Origin of the sequence: Streptomyces griseus subsp. griseus (assembly GCF_000720255.1) — a bacterium.
Taxonomy (GTDB): Bacteria; Actinomycetota; Actinomycetes; order Streptomycetales; family Streptomycetaceae; genus Streptomyces; species Streptomyces griseus_I.
In genome coordinates, this window is the sequence record NZ_JOJE01000019.1 from 120465 (window position 1) to 139567 (window position 19103).

Here is a 19103-nt window from a genome sequence, read left to right on the forward strand (position 1 = left end):
GGCTGCTCTGCCCCCGCTGATCTGCCCTGTTCGTCATCTCCTGACCTGCCTTGTTCGTCATCCCCTGTTCTGCCTTTGTTCCTCATCCCCCGATCTGTTTGTTCGTCATCCCGCGACCGTGAGGAGCCACGCCCCCATGGACAGCCGCCGCCCCCCGCTCGCGCCCCCGTGCCGGACCCTGCCGGAGTTCGTGCGGCACTGGGCCGAGACCACCCCCGACCGGCGGGCCTTCACCTTCGTCGACCACCCCGACCCCGATTCGCGCGGTGTCCACCGCACCCTGACCTGGCGGCGCCTGGACACGCGCGTGCGGGCGGTGGCCGCCCGGCTCGCCGTGGCGGCGGAGCCCGGGGACCGGGTGGCGCTGCTGTGCCCGCAGGGCACGGAGTACGTCACCGCCTTCCTGGCCACGCTCGCCGCCGGCCTGATCGCCGTCCCCCTGTATCCGCCGGGCCTGCCGGGGCACGCCGACCGGCTGGCGGGCGTCTTGGACGACGCGTGTCCCTCGGTCGTCGTGACGACGAGCGCCGCCCTGGAGGAGGTCGGCGGCTTCTGCGCCGGACGCCCTGTGCGGATCGTCGCCGTGGACCAGGTCCCCGACGACGCCGCCGGGGACTGGCGGCCGGTGGAGTCCGACGCCGGTGCGACCGCCTACCTCCAGTACACCTCCGGCTCGACCCGGGCCCCGGCGGGCGTGGAGATCACCCATGCCAACGTCGTCGCCAACGCGGGCCAGGCGCTGTCCGCCTACGCCGCCGACGACCAGCCGGTGACCTGTGTGGGCTGGCTGCCGCTCTACCACGACATGGGGCTCGTCCTCAGCGTCGCCGCTCCCGTCGTGCGCGGGCTGCTGTCGGTGCTCATGGACCCGGCCGCGTTCCTGCGGCAGCCCGTGCGCTGGCTCAGGCTGCTGGCGGCGCATCCGCGGGCGGTGAGCGCCGCGCCCAACTTCGCCTACGACTACTGCGTGGCGGCCGTCGCCGAGGGCCAGAAGGCCGGTCTGCGGCTGAGCGGGGTCACCGCGCTGATCAACGGCAGTGAGCCCGTCCGCCCCGCCACGGCCGACCGCTTCCACGCGGCGTTCGCCGCCCAGGGACTCCCGGCGCAGAGCCACTGCCCCTCCTACGGCCTCGCCGAGGCCACCGTCTTCGTCAGCGCCGCCCGGCCGCAGGAGCCGTTGCGCCGCTTCGCCGTCGACCGGGACGCCCTCGCCACCGGCAAGGCACTCCCCGCGCGGGCGGACGACCCCATGGCCGTGCTCCTGGCGGGCTGCGGCACCCCGGCGGGGCAGCGGGTCCGCATCACCGACCCTGTGACCTGCGCGGTCCTGTCGGAGGGCGAGGTCGGCGAGATCTGGGTGCAGGGCCCGAACGTCGGCCGCGGCTACTGGCAGCGGAACGAACAGACCCGGCATGTCTTCGGCGGTGAGATCGCCGGAGAGGGCCGTTGGCTGCGGACCGGGGACCTGGGGACGGTGCTGGACGGGCAGCTGCTCGTCACGGGGCGGCTGAAGGACCTGATCATCGTGGACGGGCGCAACCACTACCCGCAGGACGTGGAGGCCACGGCCCAGGAGGCGCACCCGGCCGTGCGCCGCGACCGGCTCGCCGCGTTCGCCGTGCCCGACGGGACGGGCGAGGCGGACGAGCGCGTGGTCGTGGTGGCCGAGCACGCCCGGACCACCAGCCTCGCCGAGATCGACGTACCCGCGCTGGTACGGGCCGTGCGCGCGGCCGTCTCCGCCCGGCACGGGCTGCGGCTCGCCGACGTGGTCCTCGTACCGCCGGGCACGGTGCCCCGTACATCCAGCGGCAAGGTGTCGCGGGCGCTGACCCGCGAGCGGTACCTGAGGGGCGCGTACGAGCGGCATGGGGCGGGCGTCCCGGGGATCCTGGCATGACGGCCGCCGACGGGGACGCCCTGCGGCGCCTGGTCATGGAGCGGGTGGCCCGCTGGAGCGGTACGGATCCGGGGGACCTTCCGACGGACCGGCCGCTCGCGGATCTCGGCATGTCCTCGCGCGACGCGGTCGCGCTGGCCGGGGAGCTCTCCGTCGCCCTGGGCCGTGAGCTGCCGTCGACGCTGCTGTGGGAGGCACCCACGGTGGAGGCGCTGGTGGCGCGGCTGGCCGAGTCGGCGCAGGAGTCCGGGCCCACGGGCCGCACGGCTCCGGCGTCGTACTCCGGTGAGCCCGTCGCCGTCATCGGGATCGGCTGCCGGCTGCCCGGCGGTGTGCATGGTCCCGCCGACTACTGGCGGCTGCTGACCGAGGGCGTCGACGCGATCCGGCGGGTCCCCGAGGACCGTTGGCGGGACTTCACCGCGTTCCCGCCCGCCGATGCCCTCCCCCACGGCGGGTACCTCGACGACGTCGCCGGGTTCGACGCGGACTTCTTCCGCGTCAGTCCGCGCGAGGCCACCGTGATGGACCCCCAGCAGCGCATGCTTCTGGAGGTCGTGCGGGAGACGCTCGACCACGCCGCCGTGCCCGCCGCGTCCCTCGCCGGGACCGCCACCGGCGTCTTCGTGGGCGTCTCCGCCCCGGAGTACGGGCAGCTCACCGGTGCCGACCCGGCCGCCGTCGATCCCTGGGCGCCGGCCGGCGGGGCGCTGAGCGTCGCCGCGGGACGGCTGGCGTACACGCTGGACGCGCGGGGGCCGAGCCTGGCCGTGGACACCGCGTGTTCCTCGTCGCTGGTGGCCGTGCACCAGGCCTGCCTCAGCCTGCGCGCGGGCGAGAGCGACACGGCGATCGCCGCCGGGGTCAATGTGCTGCTCTCCCCCGCCGTCACCGTCGCCTTCCGGCGGGCGGGCGCGCTCGCGCCGGACGGGCGGTGCAAGCCGTTCTCGGCGGCGGCGGACGGGATCGGGCGCGGCGAGGGATGCGCGGCGGTGCTGCTGAAGCGGCTGTCCGACGCCGAGCGGGACGGCGACCGCGTCCTCGCGGTGATCCGCGCCTCCGCGGTCAACTCCGACGGCCGGTCCAACGGCCTGCTGGCCCCCAACCCGGCCGCCCAACAGGCCCTGCTGGAGACCGCCTACGCGCGCGCCGGCCTCACCCCGGCGCACGTGGACCTCGTCGAGGCGCACGGCACCGGTACCCCGCTCGGCGACCCGATCGAGGCGGGCGCCCTCGCCGCCGTCCTCGGCCGGGACCGTGACCCCGACCAGCCGCTGCTGCTCGGCTCGGTCAAGGGCAACCTGGGCCACCTGGAGTCCGCCGCGGGCGTCGCGGGCCTGGTGAAGACGGTGCTGGCGCTCCACCACGACCTGATCCCACCGTCCCTGCACTGCGCGGACGGCAGCTCCCTCGGCGACGAAAGGCTGCGGGTGGTGACCGAGCCCGAGCCGTGGCCGCGGTACGGCGGCACGGCCACCGCCGGGGTCTCCGGTTTCGGCTTCGGCGGCACCAACGCCCATGCAGTCCTGGAGGAGTGGCGGCCGGGCACCCTGTCTCCGCCCCCGTCCGACGAGCCCGCGGCCCGTCTCCACCTGCTCTCCGACACCGACGCCGACCGCCTGCGGGACACCGCCTCCCGGCTCTCCGACTGGCTCCGCACGCCCGAGGGGAGCGCCGCGCGCCCCGCCGACGTGGCGCGCACGCTCGCCGGGCGCACCGGCCGCGGGCCGGTGCGGGCCGCCGTCGCCGCCCGGCAGGGAGCCGAACTCGCCGACGCGCTGGGGGCGTTGGCGGCGGGGCGGGCGGACTCCCGGGTGGTGACCGACGACCGCGATCGGGTCGGACGCGGCCCGGTGTGGGTCTTCTCCGGGTACGGCAGCCAGTGGGCCGGCATGGGACGACGACTGCTGGCGGAGGAACCCGCGTTCGCGGCAGCGGTGGAGAAGCTCGACGCCCAGCTGGCCCCGGAGTGGGGGCTGTCGCTCCACGACCACCTGGCGACCGGGGCCGAGCTCGACCGGCTGGAGGTCGCCCAGCCCGTGCTGTTCGGTCTCCAGTTGGCGCTGGCCGAGCTGTGGCGCTCGTACGGTGTCGAGCCCGTCGCGGTGATCGGCCACTCCATGGGCGAGGTGGCCGCGGCCGTGTGCGCGGGCGCGCTGGAGGTGCCGGAGGCGGCGCGCGTCATCGCCGTACGGGCCCGGCTGCTGAGCGGGCTGCGGGGCGGGGCGATGGCGGTCGTCGATGTGACGGACTCCGAACTGGACGCGCTGCGACGGGAGTTCCCCGAGGTGCACGTCGCCGTGCACTCCTCGCCCCGGCAGAAGGTCGTCACCGGCGAGGAGGACTCGGTGGCCCGGCTCGTGAGAAGGCTGGAGGAGAGGGGACGCGCCGCGCGGGCCATGCGGGTCGTGGGGGCCGGGCACTCGCCGCAGGTCGACGCGCTGCTGCCGGAGTTGACCGAGGCGTTGTCCGACGTCCGGGGGCGGCGGCCGCGCGTTCCCGTCTACTCCACCGTCCTCGACGACCCGCGCGGGGAGTGCGTGTTCGACGCCGCCCACTGGGCTGCCAACCTGCGGCGGCCGGTGCGGTTGGACCGGGCCCTCGCGGCGGCCGCCGCCGACGGGCACACCGCGTTCGTCGAGGTCTCGCCCCACCCGGTGCTGCCGGGTGCCGTCTGCGACACCGTGCCCGACGCGCTCTTCGTCGGGACGCTGCGGCGCGACGCCGACGACAGCGCCGCGTTCGCCGGTCGGCTGGGCGCGTTGTACGCGGCGGGGCAGCGGCTCCCCCGGCCCTCCGGGCAGGTGATCGACCTGCCCGTGCCCCGCTGGCGGCATGTGCGGTACTGGTGGACGGACGGACGGGCGCCAGTCACATCCGTACCTGCGCCCCGACCCGCGCAGGCCCCATCCCCCACTGACACCGCCGAGGGTGATCCCACCTCCGTCCTCGCCCGCCTCACCCACCACATGGCCGCCGTCACCGGTCACTCCCCCGGGCGTATCACCGCCACCACCGCTCTCGCCGACCTCGGCCTGGACTCGCTCATGGCCGTCCGTGTCCGCACCGCGCTGGAACGCGAGTGGGGAATCGAGGTACGCCTGCGGGACCTGCTCGGCGCCACCACCGTCGCGGAGGCCGCCGCCCGGATCGGGCGGGCGCTCCCCGCCGCGACGACCCCGCTGCGCACCCTGTGCGCCACCGGCTCCGGCGCCCCGCTCTTCCTGGTGCACGCGGCGGGCGGCCCCACGGACGTCTACCGGCCCCTCGTCGAACGGCTCGGCGGGGACCGGCCGGTGCACGGACTGGAGCGGATCGAGGACGCCCGCACCGTGCAGGAGAAGGCGCGCCGCTACGCCGAGGCGATCGCCGCGACCCATCCCGACGGGCCCTGTCTGCTGGGCGGCTGGTCCTTCGGCGGCTTCGTCGCCCAGGAGGCGGCCCGACAGCTCGCCGCCGCCGGGCGGGACGTGCGGTCGGTGGTGCTCATCGACTCCGTACGTCCCCTCCCCCAGCCCGGCCGCACGCCGGACGACCGGATCCGCGACCACTTCACGGGCTTCGCCCGCCATGTCGCCGAGACGTACGGGGTGCTCCTGAAGCTGCCGTACGACGAGCTGGTGGCGACGGCGGACGACGGTGAGCGCATCGACACCGTGCTGCGGGCCCTGCGCGAGGCCGCCGACCTGCCGCCCGCGGCGCTGGCGCACCAGCGCGCCTCCTACCTGGACCTCAGGATCGGGGAGGCCCACCGCCCGGGCCGCTACGAAGGCCGGGTGCTCCTGTACCGGGCCACCGACCCCGCCCCGCACACGGTGCGCGACCCCGCCTACGAGCGGGACGACGAGGCGCTCGGCTGGGACGAGGTCTGCCCGCGCCTGGAGGTCGTACCGGTGGCCGGGCACCACCTGTCGCTGCTGGACCCGCCGCACGTCGACGCGATCGCCGCCCATCTGCGACGGGCGGTCGCGGAGCGGAGCCGGGCCGCCGAGAGCCGATGACACCGGCCGACCCGCACACCACCGACCCCCACTTCGCCGCCCCGCACCCCGAGGAGCCCCCATGTCCGACCGCACCACCGGCGTCTCCCGACGCGCCGTCACCCAGGCCGCGACGGCCGCCGCCCTGGCCGTCCTGTTCGGCGCCACGACCGCCACCGGCCGCGCCCGGGCCGCCACCACCCGCCTCGGACCGCGCACCCTGGACGTGTCCGTCGCCTCCGCCGCGCTGGGCCGCAGCGCGCCGGTACGGCTGGTCCTCCCGACCGGATTCGACTCTCAGCCCGCGCGCACCTATCCCGTGCTGTACCTGCTGCACGGGGCCCACGACGACTACACGTCCTGGACCCGGGAGACGGACATCGAGGCCTTCACGGCGGGCCGCGACCTGATCGTGGCGATGCCGGACGCGGGCCCCACGGGCATTCCCACCGCGTGGCGCGGCGGACCCGACTACGAGACGTTCCAGCTGAAGGAGGTCCCGGCGCTGCTGGCGCGCGACTACCGGGCGTCCGGTGTGCGGGCGGTCGCCGGGGTGTCCACCGGCGGCTACGGGGCGATGGCACACGCGGCCCGCCACCCGGGCATGTTCGCCGCGGCGGCCTCCTACAGCGGCATCCTCGACACCACCGCGCCCGGCGTGCCGAGCATCCTGGACGCCATCGTGGCCCGGGAGAACCTGCCGCCACTGTCCCTGTGGGGCAACCCGGTCCTGAACCTCCTCACCTGGCGCGACTTCAACCCGCGCAACCGCGCCGAGGGGCTGCGCGGCACCCCGCTGTACGTCTCCAGCGGCAGCGGGGTCGCGGGCGGCAGCGGCGACTGGTTCCCCGAGGCGCTGGAGAGCGCCCTGTGGCCCTCCGCCCACTTCTTCACCGACGCGCTCGCGCTGCTGCGCATCCCGGCCACCGTCCACTACTACGCGGGAGGAGGACACAGCTGGACCTACTGGAAACGGGAGTTCACCGCGTCATGGCCGATGCTCGCCCGTGCGCTGGGGGTGCCGGAGTGATGTCGGTGCCGTCGGGGCACGGAACGGAGCGCAGGGGACGTCCGTCAAACTCAGGACTTCCCACTCGCCCCGGGGGCAACGTCCCGCGGGTGAGCCGCTTCCGGGTGAAAGGAGTGTCCGCCGTGGCTGTCCCCACCCCGCACGAAGTGCCGGACGAGCTCGGAGCCGCATCGGTGCCACCGGGTCTGGCCGAGCTGCTGCGCGCCGAACTCGAGGCCGTGGCCGACGAGGTGGAGGAGGAGGTCCGCAGACAGGTCCCCGAGTACGCCCGGCCGGCCGACGGCGCCTACGGCAAGCACATCAGGTCAGGGGTGGTGCAGGCACTGACCCTGTTCGTCGATCACATCGCCGACCCGCGCGGGCAGGGCGAGTCGATCGCCGCGACGTACTACGAGCTGGGGCGCCTGGAGGCGCTGGAGGGTCGCAGCCTGGACGCGCTGCAGTCCGCGCTGCGGGTCGGCGGGCTGCATGCCTGGCGGCGGCTGGGACGTACGGCCGAGCAGCTCGGGCTGGACTCCACGGTCATGGCCGCGCTGGGCGAACTGAGCATGCGGACGGTCCACGAGGTCGCGGAGGCGGCCGCGGCCGGGTACGCGGAGGCCCAGCTGCGCAGTACGGACGAGCTGGAGCGGCGCCGCAGACGCCTGCTCGACCTGCTCCTCGAGGAGGGGCCGGTGTCCCTGGAGGCCGTGCAGGGGATGGCGCACGGCGCGCGCTGGTCGGTGCCGCGACATGTGGCGGTCGTCGCGCTGGCGGCCACCGCGGACCAGCGCGAGGAGGACCGGCCGCTGGCCGCCGCGGGCGCGCTGGTGGACATGGAGTCGCGGCCGCCGCGCATGCTGGTGCCCGACCCGGACGGTTCCGGCCGCTTCGGCGGCCGGGCGTTCGCGCTGGCGCTGCGTGGACGGCCGGCGGCGATCGGGCCGACGGTGCCGCTGACTCAGGCCTCGCAGTCGTTGCACTGGGCCACCCGGGCCCTGGGGCTGATGGGCCGCGGCATCCTGCCCCGGCAGGGTGTGGTGCGCTGCGCAGACCATCTGTCGACGCTGCTGCTGCACGGCGACGAACCGCTTCTCCGCCAGTTGCAGGCCAGGGCCCTCGCTCCCCTCGACGCGGTCTCGGCGGGGCAGCGGCCCCGGCTCGCCGAGACATTGCTGGCCTGGCTGCTCAGCGGCAGCAACGTCCCCGACGTGGCGGCCCGTCTGCACATCCATCCGCAGACCGTCCGCTACCGCCTGCGCCAGCTGGAGAAGCTCTTCGGCGACGCCCTGCACGACCCCGACGCGCGCCTGGATCTCGTCCTCGCGCTGCGCGCGGAGGCGCTGCGGGGACAGGACACGTAAGGGATTCTTTCCGGGCCACCCACTCACGGCAGAACAAAAAGACGCGGCGATTCTGAATTCCCGTTCATAACACCCCGTCAGACAACGCGCATACCTTCGGGACCGACCTTCTCCCCCGGGCGCATCGCGCCCCACCCCACAAAGGATCCCCATGCGCATCCGCTTGTGTCTCGCCGCGCTCTCGCTGGTCGGCGGGGCCGGTCTTGCCGGGCTCTCGGCGCCCGCCGCGTCGGCCGCGGCCTGTTCGGACATCGACGTCGTCGCAGCTCGTGGCACATTCGAACCGGGCACGCTCGGTTTCATCGTCGGCGACCCGGTGTACTCCGCGCTGCAGAAGAAACTGACGGGCCGGAGCCTGTCCAGCTACAAGGTGAACTACCCCGCGGACCTCTCCCTCACTTCCGCCGCGCAGGGAAATTCGGACCTTGTGAACCACGTCAAGAGCCAGGCCGCGGCGTGCCCCAATCAGCGTTTCCTTCTCGTCGGCTATTCGCAGGGCGCGAACGTCGTCGACAACTCGATCGGCATCAGCAGCGCCGGCGCGGTGGTCGGCAGCCCCATCGTGGCCACCATCCCCGCCGCGCTGGAGCCGAAGGTCGCCGCGGTGCTGCTGTTCGGCAACCCGATCCGGGCCCTCGGCAAGAGCGTCACCGGCACCTACCAGAGCCGTACCTTCGACACCTGCGCGAAGGGTGACCCCATCTGCGAGAACGGCGGGGGTGACGTGGGGGCGCACCTGAGCTACCGGGACGACGCCGACGCGGCGGCCGCGTTCGCCGCCGGGAAGGTCTGAGCGCGCCGCATCTGAGCACACCGGTGGGGCCCGGGAGGATCGTCCTCCCGGGCCCCTCGGCCGTGCGGGCTAGCGGGCGAACGCGGCCAGGTTGGTGGAGACCGGCTCGGGGCGCCCGTTGTTCTGCGCCGGTGCCGCGGTCAGCACGTCGAGGTGCTGGTAGCCGTCGGCGACCACGGGGTGCAGGTCGGCCGGGACGCGGCCCGCCAGCAGCCCGTCACCGGCGAGCACGGTGAGGGTCGGGTTGGCCTTGAGCCCGTCGGGGTGCACGACGAGCCGCTTCACCTGCGGGGAGGTGGCCAGCTGGATGTCGGTGACCAGCTTGGTCGGGAAGTACTGCTCGGTGAAGTCCAGCGGCTGCTCCGCCAGGCTGCGCGCCAGTTCCCGGACGTCGGTGACCTCCTTGCCCGCGCCGGTGAACGGGGTGCCGTCGGCCGACCGGTAGTCGGGGTCGTCGGGGGCGCCGACCCGGTCGTAGTTGCGCCAGGTGTACAGCGGCCCGCCCGGCTGGTCCGGGATGGCCTTGTACGCGGTGCCGTACAGGCCCGGCTGGGCGGTGCCGCCGTTGGCGACGGGGAAGCTCTTGTCGGCGATCTGCCCGCCGTCGAAGAAGCCGACGCTGCTCTGGAGGAACGCCAGGGGTACGGAGTTGTCGTCCAGCAGCGCCCCGAGCACCGCGGCGTTGGTGAGCCGGAAGTCCTTCACCGCGGGCGAGCCGGTGAGGAACGCGGCGGCGTCCTTGGAGAACAGGAAGCGGTTGGTGGCCTCGATGTTGACATTGGAGGGGAGGTAGCGGGGCAGGTCGGCCTCACCGCCCGGATCGTTGACGGCGCCCAGGCCCGCGATGGCGAGCAGGGTCATGGTCTCGGGGTTGAGCAGCACCGGCGCGGACAGGGTGCGCGACAGTACTCCGGTGTCGAGCCCGGCCTGGACCACGCCGTACCCGAGGCCGATGTCGGGCAGGTTGGTGTCGTCGGGGATGCTGCCGCTGAGGTCGCCGAGTGAGGTGGAGACGGTGGTGTCCAGGGCGAAGTAGCCGGCGCACTGCTGGTACCCGGCGTCCGCCGTGGTGGCGCGGTTGCCGTCGAAGTCGGCGGCCGCGAAGTAGCCGGTGATCACGCCGCCGAGGGAGTGCCCGCCGCAGAGCACCTTCCGCTTGCGCAGGCCCTGGTCGGGCAGTTCGGCGGCGAGCAGGTCGTACTGGTCGCGGACGGTCTGCTCGATGCCGAGTTTCGCCATCCAGCCGAGTTCGCCGTTGCCGGCGTACCCGGGGAAGGCGCGGCCGTCGACCTTCTTGCCCCGGTAGTAGTAGTCGACGGCGGTGTGCTGGTCGCCGGAGGCGATCCCGGTGCGGTCCTCCAGGCAGTTGGAGCGCCGGTCCAGGGCCCAGAACTCGATGTGCCGCCCCTGTCCGGCGGCGCGTGCCACGGTGTTGCGGGCGACGCTGTCGAAGGCCCCGGCCCCCTCCAGGATGCCGGGCTGGGCGACGAGGATCCGGTCGGCGTCGGCCGACGCGGCGGGGCCGTCGGCGGAGCGGTAGCGCAGGTACGACAGCCAGTCGCACGCCGCCGGGCGCGCGCCGAACGACGTCGGCAGCGGCACCTTCACCCGCACCACCGACTCGACCGCCTGGGTGACGGGGGACGTCGACGCCACGGGTGTCTCGGTGCGGGCGTTCTGCCCTTGGGCCTGGGGCGCCGCGGCGGTGAGCGCGCCCGCGGTCAGCAGCGCCGCCAGTACGGTGCCCATGACCCGCCCTGTTCTTCCTCTGGTCCGATTCATCATGTCCATGGCGGGACGGTAGGACCGCGACGGGCGCCGGAGCAGGCGGTACTCACAGGAACGCAGCATCCCGGTGAGGCCTTGTCATCGGGCCACATCGAGGGTCGCCGGGCACGGACCGGGTCCCGGGCGCCACCCTCGGCGAGCCCCGCGACGGGAGCGGCGGCACGTTTCGCGCAGCCGCCCGTTGTCGGGCGTAACGTCCGGGTATGAGCAAGGCGTAGGACGCGCGAGGACACCGGACCGGAGGGCGCGATGTCCGGGATCGAGCAGGCGACGGGGATCGTCGGGGCCGTGGACGACGACCTGGGGGCGGCCCTGGCCGAAACGGTGCGCCGCACCGGGGCTTCGGTGGGCGGTCTCTACCTGATCGACGACGCGGGTCCGACGCTGCGCCTGGTGGCGCTGTGCGGTCTGCCGGTGGAGTTCACCGCGCCCTGGCAGCGGCTGCCGCTGACGGCGCCCGTGCCGGTCGCGGACGCGATCCGCGAGGACGGGCTGGTGTGGGTGGGCTCCCAGGACGAGATGGTCAGCCGCTACCCGCGGGCCGCCGCCGTGCTGCCCTACCGGTTCGCGCTCGCCGCGGCCCCGCTGACCGGGGCGCGCCGCAGCTGGGGCGGCATCGTCCTGATGTGGTCCGCCGATCACCCCCGGGAGGCCACGGCTCGCGAACGCGCCCACATCAGCGCCAGCGCCCGCCGTCTGGCCCGGCTGCTGGACGACTCCCCGCAGCCGCCCACGCTGCCCATGCGGCCGCGTGTGGTGCCGGTCGACACGGTCCGCCACCCCCTCCAGACCGGTCTGGCCGCCGCCGACTACGCCGAGCGGCTGCCCGAAGGCGCGCTGGGCCTGGACCTGGAGGGCCGGATCACCTTCGTCACCTCGACCGCCGCCCGGTTGCTCGGGCGCGAGGCCGACCGGCTGTTGGGCACGCGCCCCTGGCAGTCGCTGCCGTGGATGGACGACCCCGTCTACGAGGACCACTACCGCACGGCGGTCGTGAGCCGGGCCCCGGTCTCCTTCACCACGCTCTGCCCGCCGGACCACTGGCTGACGTTCGAGCTCCATCCGGACGGCAGCGGCATCAGCGCCAGGATCACGCCCACCCGGGACCCGGCCACGAACGGCTCACCGCCCGCGACCCCACCCCGGCCCGCCGCGGCCCCGACCGGCCGCCTGTACCAGCTGGTCCACCTGGCCGCCGCGCTCACCGAGACGGTGCGCGTGCACGACGTCGTCCGTCTCATCGCCGACCAGGTCCTGCCGGCGTTCGGTGCCGACGGTCTCGTGGTGTCCGCCGTCGACGCCGGCCGCCTCAGGATCATCGGCCACCACGGCTACTCCGACGACATCATCGAGCGCCTCGACGCCCTCCCGCTGGAGACCGACCTCACCCCCGCCGGCCAGGTCCTCGAGAGCGGCGTCCCCGCGTTCTTCGCCGACCCGGCGGAGATGTCCGGCAACTACCCCGGCGCGACCCGGATCAGCGGCAAACAGGCCTGGGCGTTCCTGCCCCTGACCATGTCGGGCCGCCCGGTGGGCTGCTGCATCCTGTCGTACGACCACCCGCACGTCTTCAGCTCCGACGAGCGCGCCGTGCTCACCTCCCTGGCCGGTCTGATCGCCCAGGCCCTGGACCGCGCCCGGCTCTACGACGCCCAGCACCGCCTGGTGGAGGAGCTCCAGCAGACCCTGCTCCCCCGCACGCTTCCGGTGCTGCCCGGGCTCGACGTCGCCGCGCAGTACCTGCCCGCCGGGCACGGGGTCGAGGTGGGCGGCGACTTCTACGACCTGCTCCGCCTCGACGCCACCACCGCCGCCGCGGTCATCGGCGACGTCGAGGGGCACAGCGTCGCCGCGGCCGCCCTCATGGGCCAGGTCCGTACGGCCATCCACGCCTTCGCGTCGGCGGGCTCGCCTCCCGACCAGGTGCTGGCCCGCACCAACCGGCTCCTCGCCGACCTGGACTCCGACCTGCTGGTCTCCTGCCTCTACGCGCACATCGACCTGGCCCGCCACGAACTGGTCCTCGTCAGCGCGGGCCACGTCCCCCCGCTGCTGCGCGCGGCCGACGGGCGCGCGCGTGTCCTGGACGTCGAACCAGGGCCGCTGCTGGGGGTCGACACCGGCGCCCAGTACCCCACGACCACGGCGGCCCTCCCCCCGGGCGCGACCCTGGCCCTGTACACCGACGGTCTTGTGGAACTCCCCCACTCCGACGTCACCCGGGCCACCACCGGCCTCGTACGGCACCTGGCCGAGACGGGCGACCGCGACCTGGACGACCTGATCGGCAGTCTCGTCGACTGCGCCTGGCCGTCCGGCCACCGCACGGACGACATCAGCGTCCTGCTGCTGCGCTCCACTCGGAATTAGACGTCGTCGGACGAGTTGTGGGAACTGTTCCGGCGGGTGGTGCAGTTGGTCGGGTCATCCGCCCGCAGGGCGGCGCCCGTCGGCCGGTGCCGTCAGCGGGTCTCGGCACGCCTGCCGCGTAGGCCGACGCTCGAGGTTTCGTCCTGGTCCTCGGTGATGCCGCACCGGCGTTCGGTCACCATCGAGACAGCGGTCCGCCGCTCGCCTTCTCGGTCGGGCGCGGCCCGCGCTCACATCCCGGCCATGCCACCGCCGGTGAGACCCGGAGCCAGCGCCGGGACCCAGAAGACGACGACGGCCAGGACGATCGAGGCGATCCCCACGGCACGGGCCACCAGGCGGCCGGCCGGAGCGAGTTTCTCGGCGGTGATCACGGCGGCCAGGGCCACCATGGCCCACAGGTTCATCACACCGAACGCCGCCAGCAGCACCATCAGCGACCAGCAGCAGCCCAGGCAGAAGGCCCCGTGGTGGGCTCCGGCACGCAGATCGCGCGAGGCCCTCGGATACGAGGCGTAGCGCAGCATCAGGCCGATCGGCGAACGGCACCTCGCCAGACAACGGTCCTTGAGGGGCGTGAGCTGGTAGACGCCGCTGACCGCGAACACGGCCGCGGCCACCGCTGTCCCCGCCGTGGGTGGGAGGTGCGCCGCCTGGCCGAGGCCGACAGCCAGCGCATACGCCGGCAGCCCGGCCGCGGCCCAGACGAGCAGGTAGGCGACCGTGAAAACGACCATGCGCGATGCCCTGTGCACGGTGATGGTGCGTGCGTACAAAGCGGCGACGGGTGCCGTGGCGGGCAGCATCATCGCGGTCATCATCAGAGTCCACACGGCCAGGAAAGCGGCCAGGCCCAGGCCCATGGTGCCGGGCATCGCCGACATGCCGCCCCAGCGCGTCACCATCCAGACCCAGGCGGCGGCCGCCACGACCAGCAGCAGCCCGGTGGGCGCCACCCGGATGCGGACGGTGGCCGGCCCACCGGTCATCCGGACCACGTGAAGGGCGCGTAGTGCCCGTTGCCGCCCGTGAAGTCCCAGGACCGGCCGTACACACCGTCGCCCGTCGCCCGGGTGTTCCGGGCGATCGTCAGTGTGCTGTTCACCGGGTGGAACATGCCCGTCAGGCGCATCACCGGACCGTCATCGCCGAACTGCGGGGCGACCTGGTCCTCGATCTCGATGTCGATGGCGTCGCCCACCCGCGCGGCGTGGTGGCGACCGTCGTCACGGTAGTGGATGGGGACGCGCTCCACGCCGAGGACCTCGCCGATGAGTGGAGCGAGCCCCGCCATCGGCCCGCCCGCCTGGCCCGAGAAGACCTTGCCCAGCGCCTCCGCCTGGCCGTCGTCGGCTGAGGCGTCGACGTACAGCGCCACCTGCCAGCCGCCCTCGGCCATCACCCGCGGCCCGTCGACGAAGACGGCCACGCTGCGGTCGGAGACGTCGACGTCGTCCACGTTCCCGCTGTCCACGTGGAACGCGAAGGTCACCTGGCAGCGCTCGTGGTCGGCCGGTGCGGTGAGGCCCGAGGTGGTGCAGGGGCACACCACGTCACAGTTGCAGCTCTCCAGGTACGTGCCGGTCAGATTCCAGGGCATGACTTTCCTCCCTGTTGTGCGGCTCCCCGGGTCAAGGGGATGCGTCGAGAGGGTCCGCTCCGCCCCGGTGCCGCTCTTCTCCAGGCTATTCCCGACGACCGTCATCGCGCAGATCCGCTGTCGGCGCAGCTGGTCTCCGCCGGACTGTGTACGCCCGTACACAACGATGTGTACCCTCGTACACATGCAATACGGAGTGCTGGCCGCTGCCATAGCGGCGGAGGTGGCCGGGACGACGGCCATGAAGTACAGCGAGGGGTTCAGCAAACTCTGGCCGTCGCTCGGCACGGTGGCCGGCTATCTGATGGCCTTCGCGCTGCTCGCCCAGACCCTGAAGTCGATGCAGGTCGGCACCGCCTACGCGATCTGGGCGGGGGCGGGCACCGCGGCCGTCGCGGCGATCGGCATCGTGTTCCTCGGCGAGTCGGCCGGACCGGCCAAGCTCGCCGGGATCGTCCTCGTGATCCTCGGTGTCGTGCTGCTCAATCTCGGCGGTGCGCACTGATGGCGCCGACCCGGCGGTACGACCCCGAGCGGCGCCAGCGGATCATCGACGCCGCGATCCGGGTGGTGGGCCGCTCCGGCATCGCCGGACTCAGCCATCGCTCGGTCGCCGCCGAGGCGAATGTGCCGCTGGGCTCCACCACGTACCACTTCAAGACCCTCGACGACCTGCTCGTGGCCGCCCTGCGCCAGACCAACGAGGGCTTCGCCAAGGTCGTACGCGAACGCGGCGGCGCCCTGGCCGACCCCGACTGCGATCTCGCCGCCGAGCTGGCCCGGCTGACCGGCCAGTGGCTGGACGGCGACCGCGCGGGCGTGGAGCTGGAGTACGAGCTCTACCTCGCCGCCCTGCGCCGCCCCGCGCTGCGCACCGTCGCCGCCGAGTGGTGCGAGGAGACCGCCGCCCTCCTCACGCACCGCACCGACCCCCGCACCGCCCGAGCCCTGGTCGCCCTCCTCGACGGAATCTGCCTCCAGGTCCTCCTGACGGGCGGGCGGTACGACGAGGACTACGCGAGAGAGACCCTCGCCCGGGTGATCACACCGAGCGGCTGATCCACAGAAGACGGCGACACGCGGAAATCCCGTTGGCCGGCAGGCGCGGGATGCCTGGGGTGAGCGGCATGCCTGCGGCCAAGACCTCGCACGTCTGCCTGCCCTGCCGGGCGTCGTTCAAGCAGCCGTACGACCGGCAGCGGCAGCGGGCCTGCCCGCGCTGTGCGCGGCCACTGATCCAGGCCGGGTCGGCGTTCGGGGCACCCAGGCGTCGTGACGTGGCGGCATGGCGGACGCTGAGCGTGCCGCTCGACGCGAGTGTCGGCTTCCACAGGACCTGCTGCGGAGGGCCCGGACACCGGCCCCGCGCCCTGCGCGAGGTGCGCAAGGTGCGCAAGGTGCGCAAGGTGCGCAAGGTGCGCGAGGTGCGCGAGGTGCGCGAGGTGCGCGAGGTGCGCGAGCGGATGACCTACGCCCGGCGCAGCGGCGAGCCCATCCCCAAAAGCGCTCGTGCGATACGGCCTGCCGTGACGGTGTGACCCACACCACTAAAGAAACGGTGCCGTTTCGATGAGGGCCGGGCTAGCCTGATCCCAAGGTGAACGAAACGGTTTCGTTCAGAGTGGGACCATCATGACTGCCGTCCTCATCGTCAACGACCAGTCGCTGCAACGCCTCGGACTCCGCATGCTCCTCGCGGCCGAGCCCGGGCTGACCACCGTCGGTGAAGCGGCCGACGGGCCCGGGGCGGTTCGGCTGAGCGCGGAACTCCGTCCCGACGTCGTCCTGATGGACAGCCGCGTGCCGCAACGGGACGGCATGGACACCATCCGGCGCGTCATCAGGCCCGAAACCCCGCCCCAGGCCAGCGACCGCGCCCCACGCGTCCTCCTCCTGACCCCCACCGGCGACGACGCGTACGCCTACAGCGCCCTGCGCGCCGGAGCCGCGGGCTTCCTCCCGCACGACGCGACCCCCGACGAACTCACCTCCGCCCTGCGCAACGTGGCCGCCGGGAACGCCGTGATCACCCGCAGCCTCACCCGCAAGCTCATCGACGCCGTCCGCCGGCAGAGCCCCGCCCACCCCCTCGGCGGCGCGATGCGGCTGGACGCCCTCACCGAACGGGAACGCGACGTCCTCACGGCCATCGCGTCCGGCTGGTCCAACGCCGAAATCGCCACCCGGCTGTCCATCGCCCCCACCACCGTCAAGTCCCACGTCAGCCACATCCTCACCAAGATCGGCGCCCGCGCCCGGGTCCAGGCCGTGGTCTTCGCCTACGAGTCGGGCCTGGTGCGGCCGGCCTGAGCCCGGCCGCACACCGACCGGCGGGGGCATGTGACCCCCCGCCGGTCGCCCCGGACGGACCGCGTCAGGCGGTCGCGCAGGGGCTGCCGCTCAGGGTGAAGGAGGCCGGGGCGGGGTTGGTACCGCCCTTGGCCCCGATGAAGCCGACGGTGACCGACCCGCCCGCCGAGATGGTCGAGGTGTAGGAGGCGGGCGTGACGCTCACCGTGCCGCCGTTCTGGGTCGGCGTCCCTCCCCACATGTTGCCGATGGTCTGGCCGCCTGCGAAAGCGAAGCCCAGGGTCCACCCATTGATGGCGCTGCCTCCCGTGTTCCGGATGGTGATCTCCCCCTGGAAGCCGCCCTGCCACTCACCCACGACGCGGTAGCCGACGGAGCAGTTCCCGGCGGGCGCGCTCGTGGTGGTGACGTTGACCGTGGCCGAGCGTGCCGAGCGGTTGCCGGCCGCGTCCCGGGCGTACACCGCGAAGGTGTACGAGGTGGCCGGGGTCAGTCCGGTCACGGTGACGCCGTTGGTGGTGGAGGCGGCCACCTTGGTCTCCGTGGAGCCGCTGACACGGACGACGTCGTATCCCGTGACGCCCACGTTGTCGGTGGCGGCGGTCCAGCCGAGCGTGGCGGAGGTGGCCGTCACGGCGGAGGCGGTGGGCGTGCCGGGCGCGGTCGGGGCCTGGGTGTCACCCGGGGTGCCGCCGCCGAAGACCGTCGCCTCCTTGGACGTCTGCGCGATGCCGTTGACGCCGTTGAAGATGCGCTGGCCCCACGCGCTGAGCTGCTCGGGGTCGAAGCCGATCGACAGGTCCAGGATCGGGTCGGTGTTGCCGCTCCACGACCAGGCCAGATAGCCCAGCTTCAGTTGCTGGGCGGTGGCCATCATGGTGTCCTCGTCCGGGTCGCCCCACTGGTCGGCGGGCCCGCCGAACTCACCGATGAGGATGGGCAGTTTGGCGCTGACGAAGGCGTTGAGGTAGTCGGTGATCTCCGCCGCGGTGTCGAAGACGCTGTACATGTGGATCGAGAAGATCAGGTTGCCGGTGGGGTCGGCGTCGTAGACGGTCTTGGCGTTGGCGCGCATGACGCCCTGCCAGTCCTGGCCCCAGTTGGGCGCGTCCACCATGATCGTGTGCTCGAACCCGGCGTTGCGGAGCTTCTTGACCGCGGCGACGGTGGGGTCGGTCCAGCCGTCGGGGTTGGTGTTGCCCCAGGGCTCGTTGCCGATGTTGATGATGACGTAGTTCTCTTCGCCGGCGAGCACGCTCTTCAGGCCGATCCAGTAGTCGGCCGCCTGGTCGAGGGTCCCGGCCGCGGACTCCTCCCCGTAGCCGGTGGTGTCGTGCACCTCCAGCACGCAGATGAGCCGGTTGGCCTTGCACTGCCTGACAACGTTGGCAACGTCCTGGGCGCTGTTCTTGGTCCAGCGGTGGCCGTCGGCGAGGACGACCCGCACGGTGTTGGCGCCCAGCGCCTTCACGTCGGCGAGCGACTGGAGCTGGTTCGGGTACCAGGTGTGGGCGTGGTTGACGCCCCGCATGACGAAGTCGTTGCCGTTGCCCTCGAGCAGGCGGCCGTTGCCGATGTGCAGACCGGTGGCCTTGACGCCTGGTGACGACGGGGCGGCCTGTGCGGCGGCCGGGCCGGCGGCGCCGAGGACGACGAGCCCGAGGAGGGCGGCCAGACAGGTCAGCAGACGGGTGAGGGGGCTCTGGGGAGTTGTGCTCCTTGCTCTTCTCACTGCGGACTCCAGAAAGTGAGCGCCAAGAAACATGGGCATCAAAGGGAGGGATGGGAGCGCTCCCATAAAGCCACTTCGCCAAGAGCACGTCAAGACATCGCGCGTCTCCGCGGCACACAAGCCCCGGAAGGTGCAGGCCGGTTCCCCCGAGTGAGCGCCTGGAGTGGTGGGATCGGTGTGGCTGTTTGACGGTGGATCACGTCAAGACCGGGTCGTTCAGCTGACGAGGCGTCGGCTGCCCGGCCGTGACGGAAGGA

14 protein-coding genes are annotated in these 19103 nt (G+C 73.3%); 10 read left to right on the top strand and 4 right to left on the bottom strand.

The window, feature by feature from the left end:
• Positions 1 to 136: 136 nt before the first annotated feature.
• The 5 genes from IG99_RS25300 (at position 137) to IG99_RS25320 (ending at position 9046) form a co-directional block, all read left to right on the top strand.
• Positions 137 to 1900, top strand: coding sequence for a fatty acyl-AMP ligase (locus tag IG99_RS25300; RefSeq protein ID WP_037677446.1), 1764 nt, complete (start codon positions 137 to 139; stop codon positions 1898 to 1900).
• A complete protein-coding gene (locus IG99_RS25305) occupies positions 1897 to 5901 on the top strand; it encodes a type I polyketide synthase (RefSeq protein WP_037677448.1) in 4005 nt (1334 codons plus the stop codon). Before IG99_RS25300 ends, IG99_RS25305 begins: the two co-directional genes overlap by 4 nt.
• A 61-nt stretch (positions 5902 to 5962) precedes the next feature.
• Positions 5963 to 6910 (top strand): alpha/beta hydrolase, encoded by a 948-nt coding sequence (locus tag IG99_RS25310; RefSeq protein ID WP_037677450.1) that lies wholly within the window; start codon positions 5963 to 5965, stop codon positions 6908 to 6910.
• Positions 6911 to 7032: 122 nt separating this feature from the next.
• Positions 7033 to 8253 carry a PucR family transcriptional regulator gene (locus IG99_RS25315; RefSeq protein WP_037677452.1) on the top strand — a complete coding sequence of 407 codons (1221 nt, stop codon included), beginning with the start codon at positions 7033 to 7035 and terminating at the stop codon, positions 8251 to 8253.
• A 151-nt stretch (positions 8254 to 8404) separates the two neighbouring features.
• Entirely contained in the window at positions 8405 to 9046 is a 642-nt protein-coding gene (locus tag IG99_RS25320) for a cutinase family protein (protein ID WP_037677453.1), read from the top strand.
• Between the two features lie 69 nt (positions 9047 to 9115).
• On the opposite strand, the gene IG99_RS25325 is transcribed toward IG99_RS25320, so the two are convergent.
• Positions 9116 to 10795: a hypothetical protein gene (locus IG99_RS25325; RefSeq protein ID WP_394298048.1), complete on the bottom strand. Its 1680-nt coding sequence runs from the start codon at positions 10793 to 10795 to the stop codon at positions 9116 to 9118.
• A 288-nt stretch (positions 10796 to 11083) separates the two neighbouring features.
• Here IG99_RS25325 and IG99_RS25330 point away from each other — a divergent pair, with 288 nt between their 5' ends.
• Entirely contained in the window at positions 11084 to 13204 is a 2121-nt protein-coding gene (locus IG99_RS25330) for a SpoIIE family protein phosphatase (protein ID WP_037677455.1), read from the top strand.
• Between the two features lie 230 nt (positions 13205 to 13434).
• On the opposite strand, the gene IG99_RS25335 is transcribed toward IG99_RS25330, so the two are convergent.
• Positions 13435 to 14193, bottom strand: a complete 759-nt coding sequence (locus IG99_RS25335; protein ID WP_037677457.1) for a DUF2182 domain-containing protein — start codon at positions 14191 to 14193, stop codon at positions 13435 to 13437.
• Positions 14190 to 14804 (bottom strand): DUF1326 domain-containing protein, encoded by a 615-nt coding sequence (locus IG99_RS25340; RefSeq protein WP_037677459.1) that lies wholly within the window; start codon positions 14802 to 14804, stop codon positions 14190 to 14192. Before IG99_RS25340 ends, IG99_RS25335 begins: the two co-directional genes overlap by 4 nt.
• 184 nt (positions 14805 to 14988) lie before the next feature.
• Between IG99_RS25340 and IG99_RS25345 the strand changes: the two genes are divergently transcribed.
• From IG99_RS25345 to IG99_RS25360, 4 genes are all read left to right on the top strand, one after another.
• Complete coding sequence (locus IG99_RS25345) at positions 14989 to 15309, top strand: DMT family transporter (protein ID WP_037677460.1); 321 nt, start codon at positions 14989 to 14991, stop codon at positions 15307 to 15309.
• A complete protein-coding gene (locus IG99_RS25350; protein ID WP_037677462.1) occupies positions 15309 to 15863 on the top strand; it encodes a TetR/AcrR family transcriptional regulator in 555 nt (184 codons plus the stop codon). Before IG99_RS25345 ends, IG99_RS25350 begins: the two co-directional genes overlap by 1 nt.
• A gap of 68 nt (positions 15864 to 15931) precedes the next feature.
• Positions 15932 to 16342 (top strand): deoxyxylulose-5-phosphate synthase, encoded by a 411-nt coding sequence (locus IG99_RS25355; RefSeq protein ID WP_107056023.1) that lies wholly within the window; start codon positions 15932 to 15934, stop codon positions 16340 to 16342.
• A gap of 94 nt (positions 16343 to 16436) precedes the next feature.
• Complete coding sequence (locus IG99_RS25360) at positions 16437 to 17114, top strand: LuxR C-terminal-related transcriptional regulator (protein WP_037677464.1); 678 nt, start codon at positions 16437 to 16439, stop codon at positions 17112 to 17114.
• A 64-nt stretch (positions 17115 to 17178) separates the two neighbouring features.
• On the opposite strand, the gene IG99_RS25365 is transcribed toward IG99_RS25360, so the two are convergent.
• The gene (locus tag IG99_RS25365; RefSeq protein WP_037677467.1) at positions 17179 to 18846 is read right to left on the bottom strand and encodes a cellulase family glycosylhydrolase; all 1668 of its coding nucleotides are present in this window, start codon (positions 18844 to 18846) and stop codon (positions 17179 to 17181) included.
• Positions 18847 to 19103 lie beyond the last annotated feature (257 nt).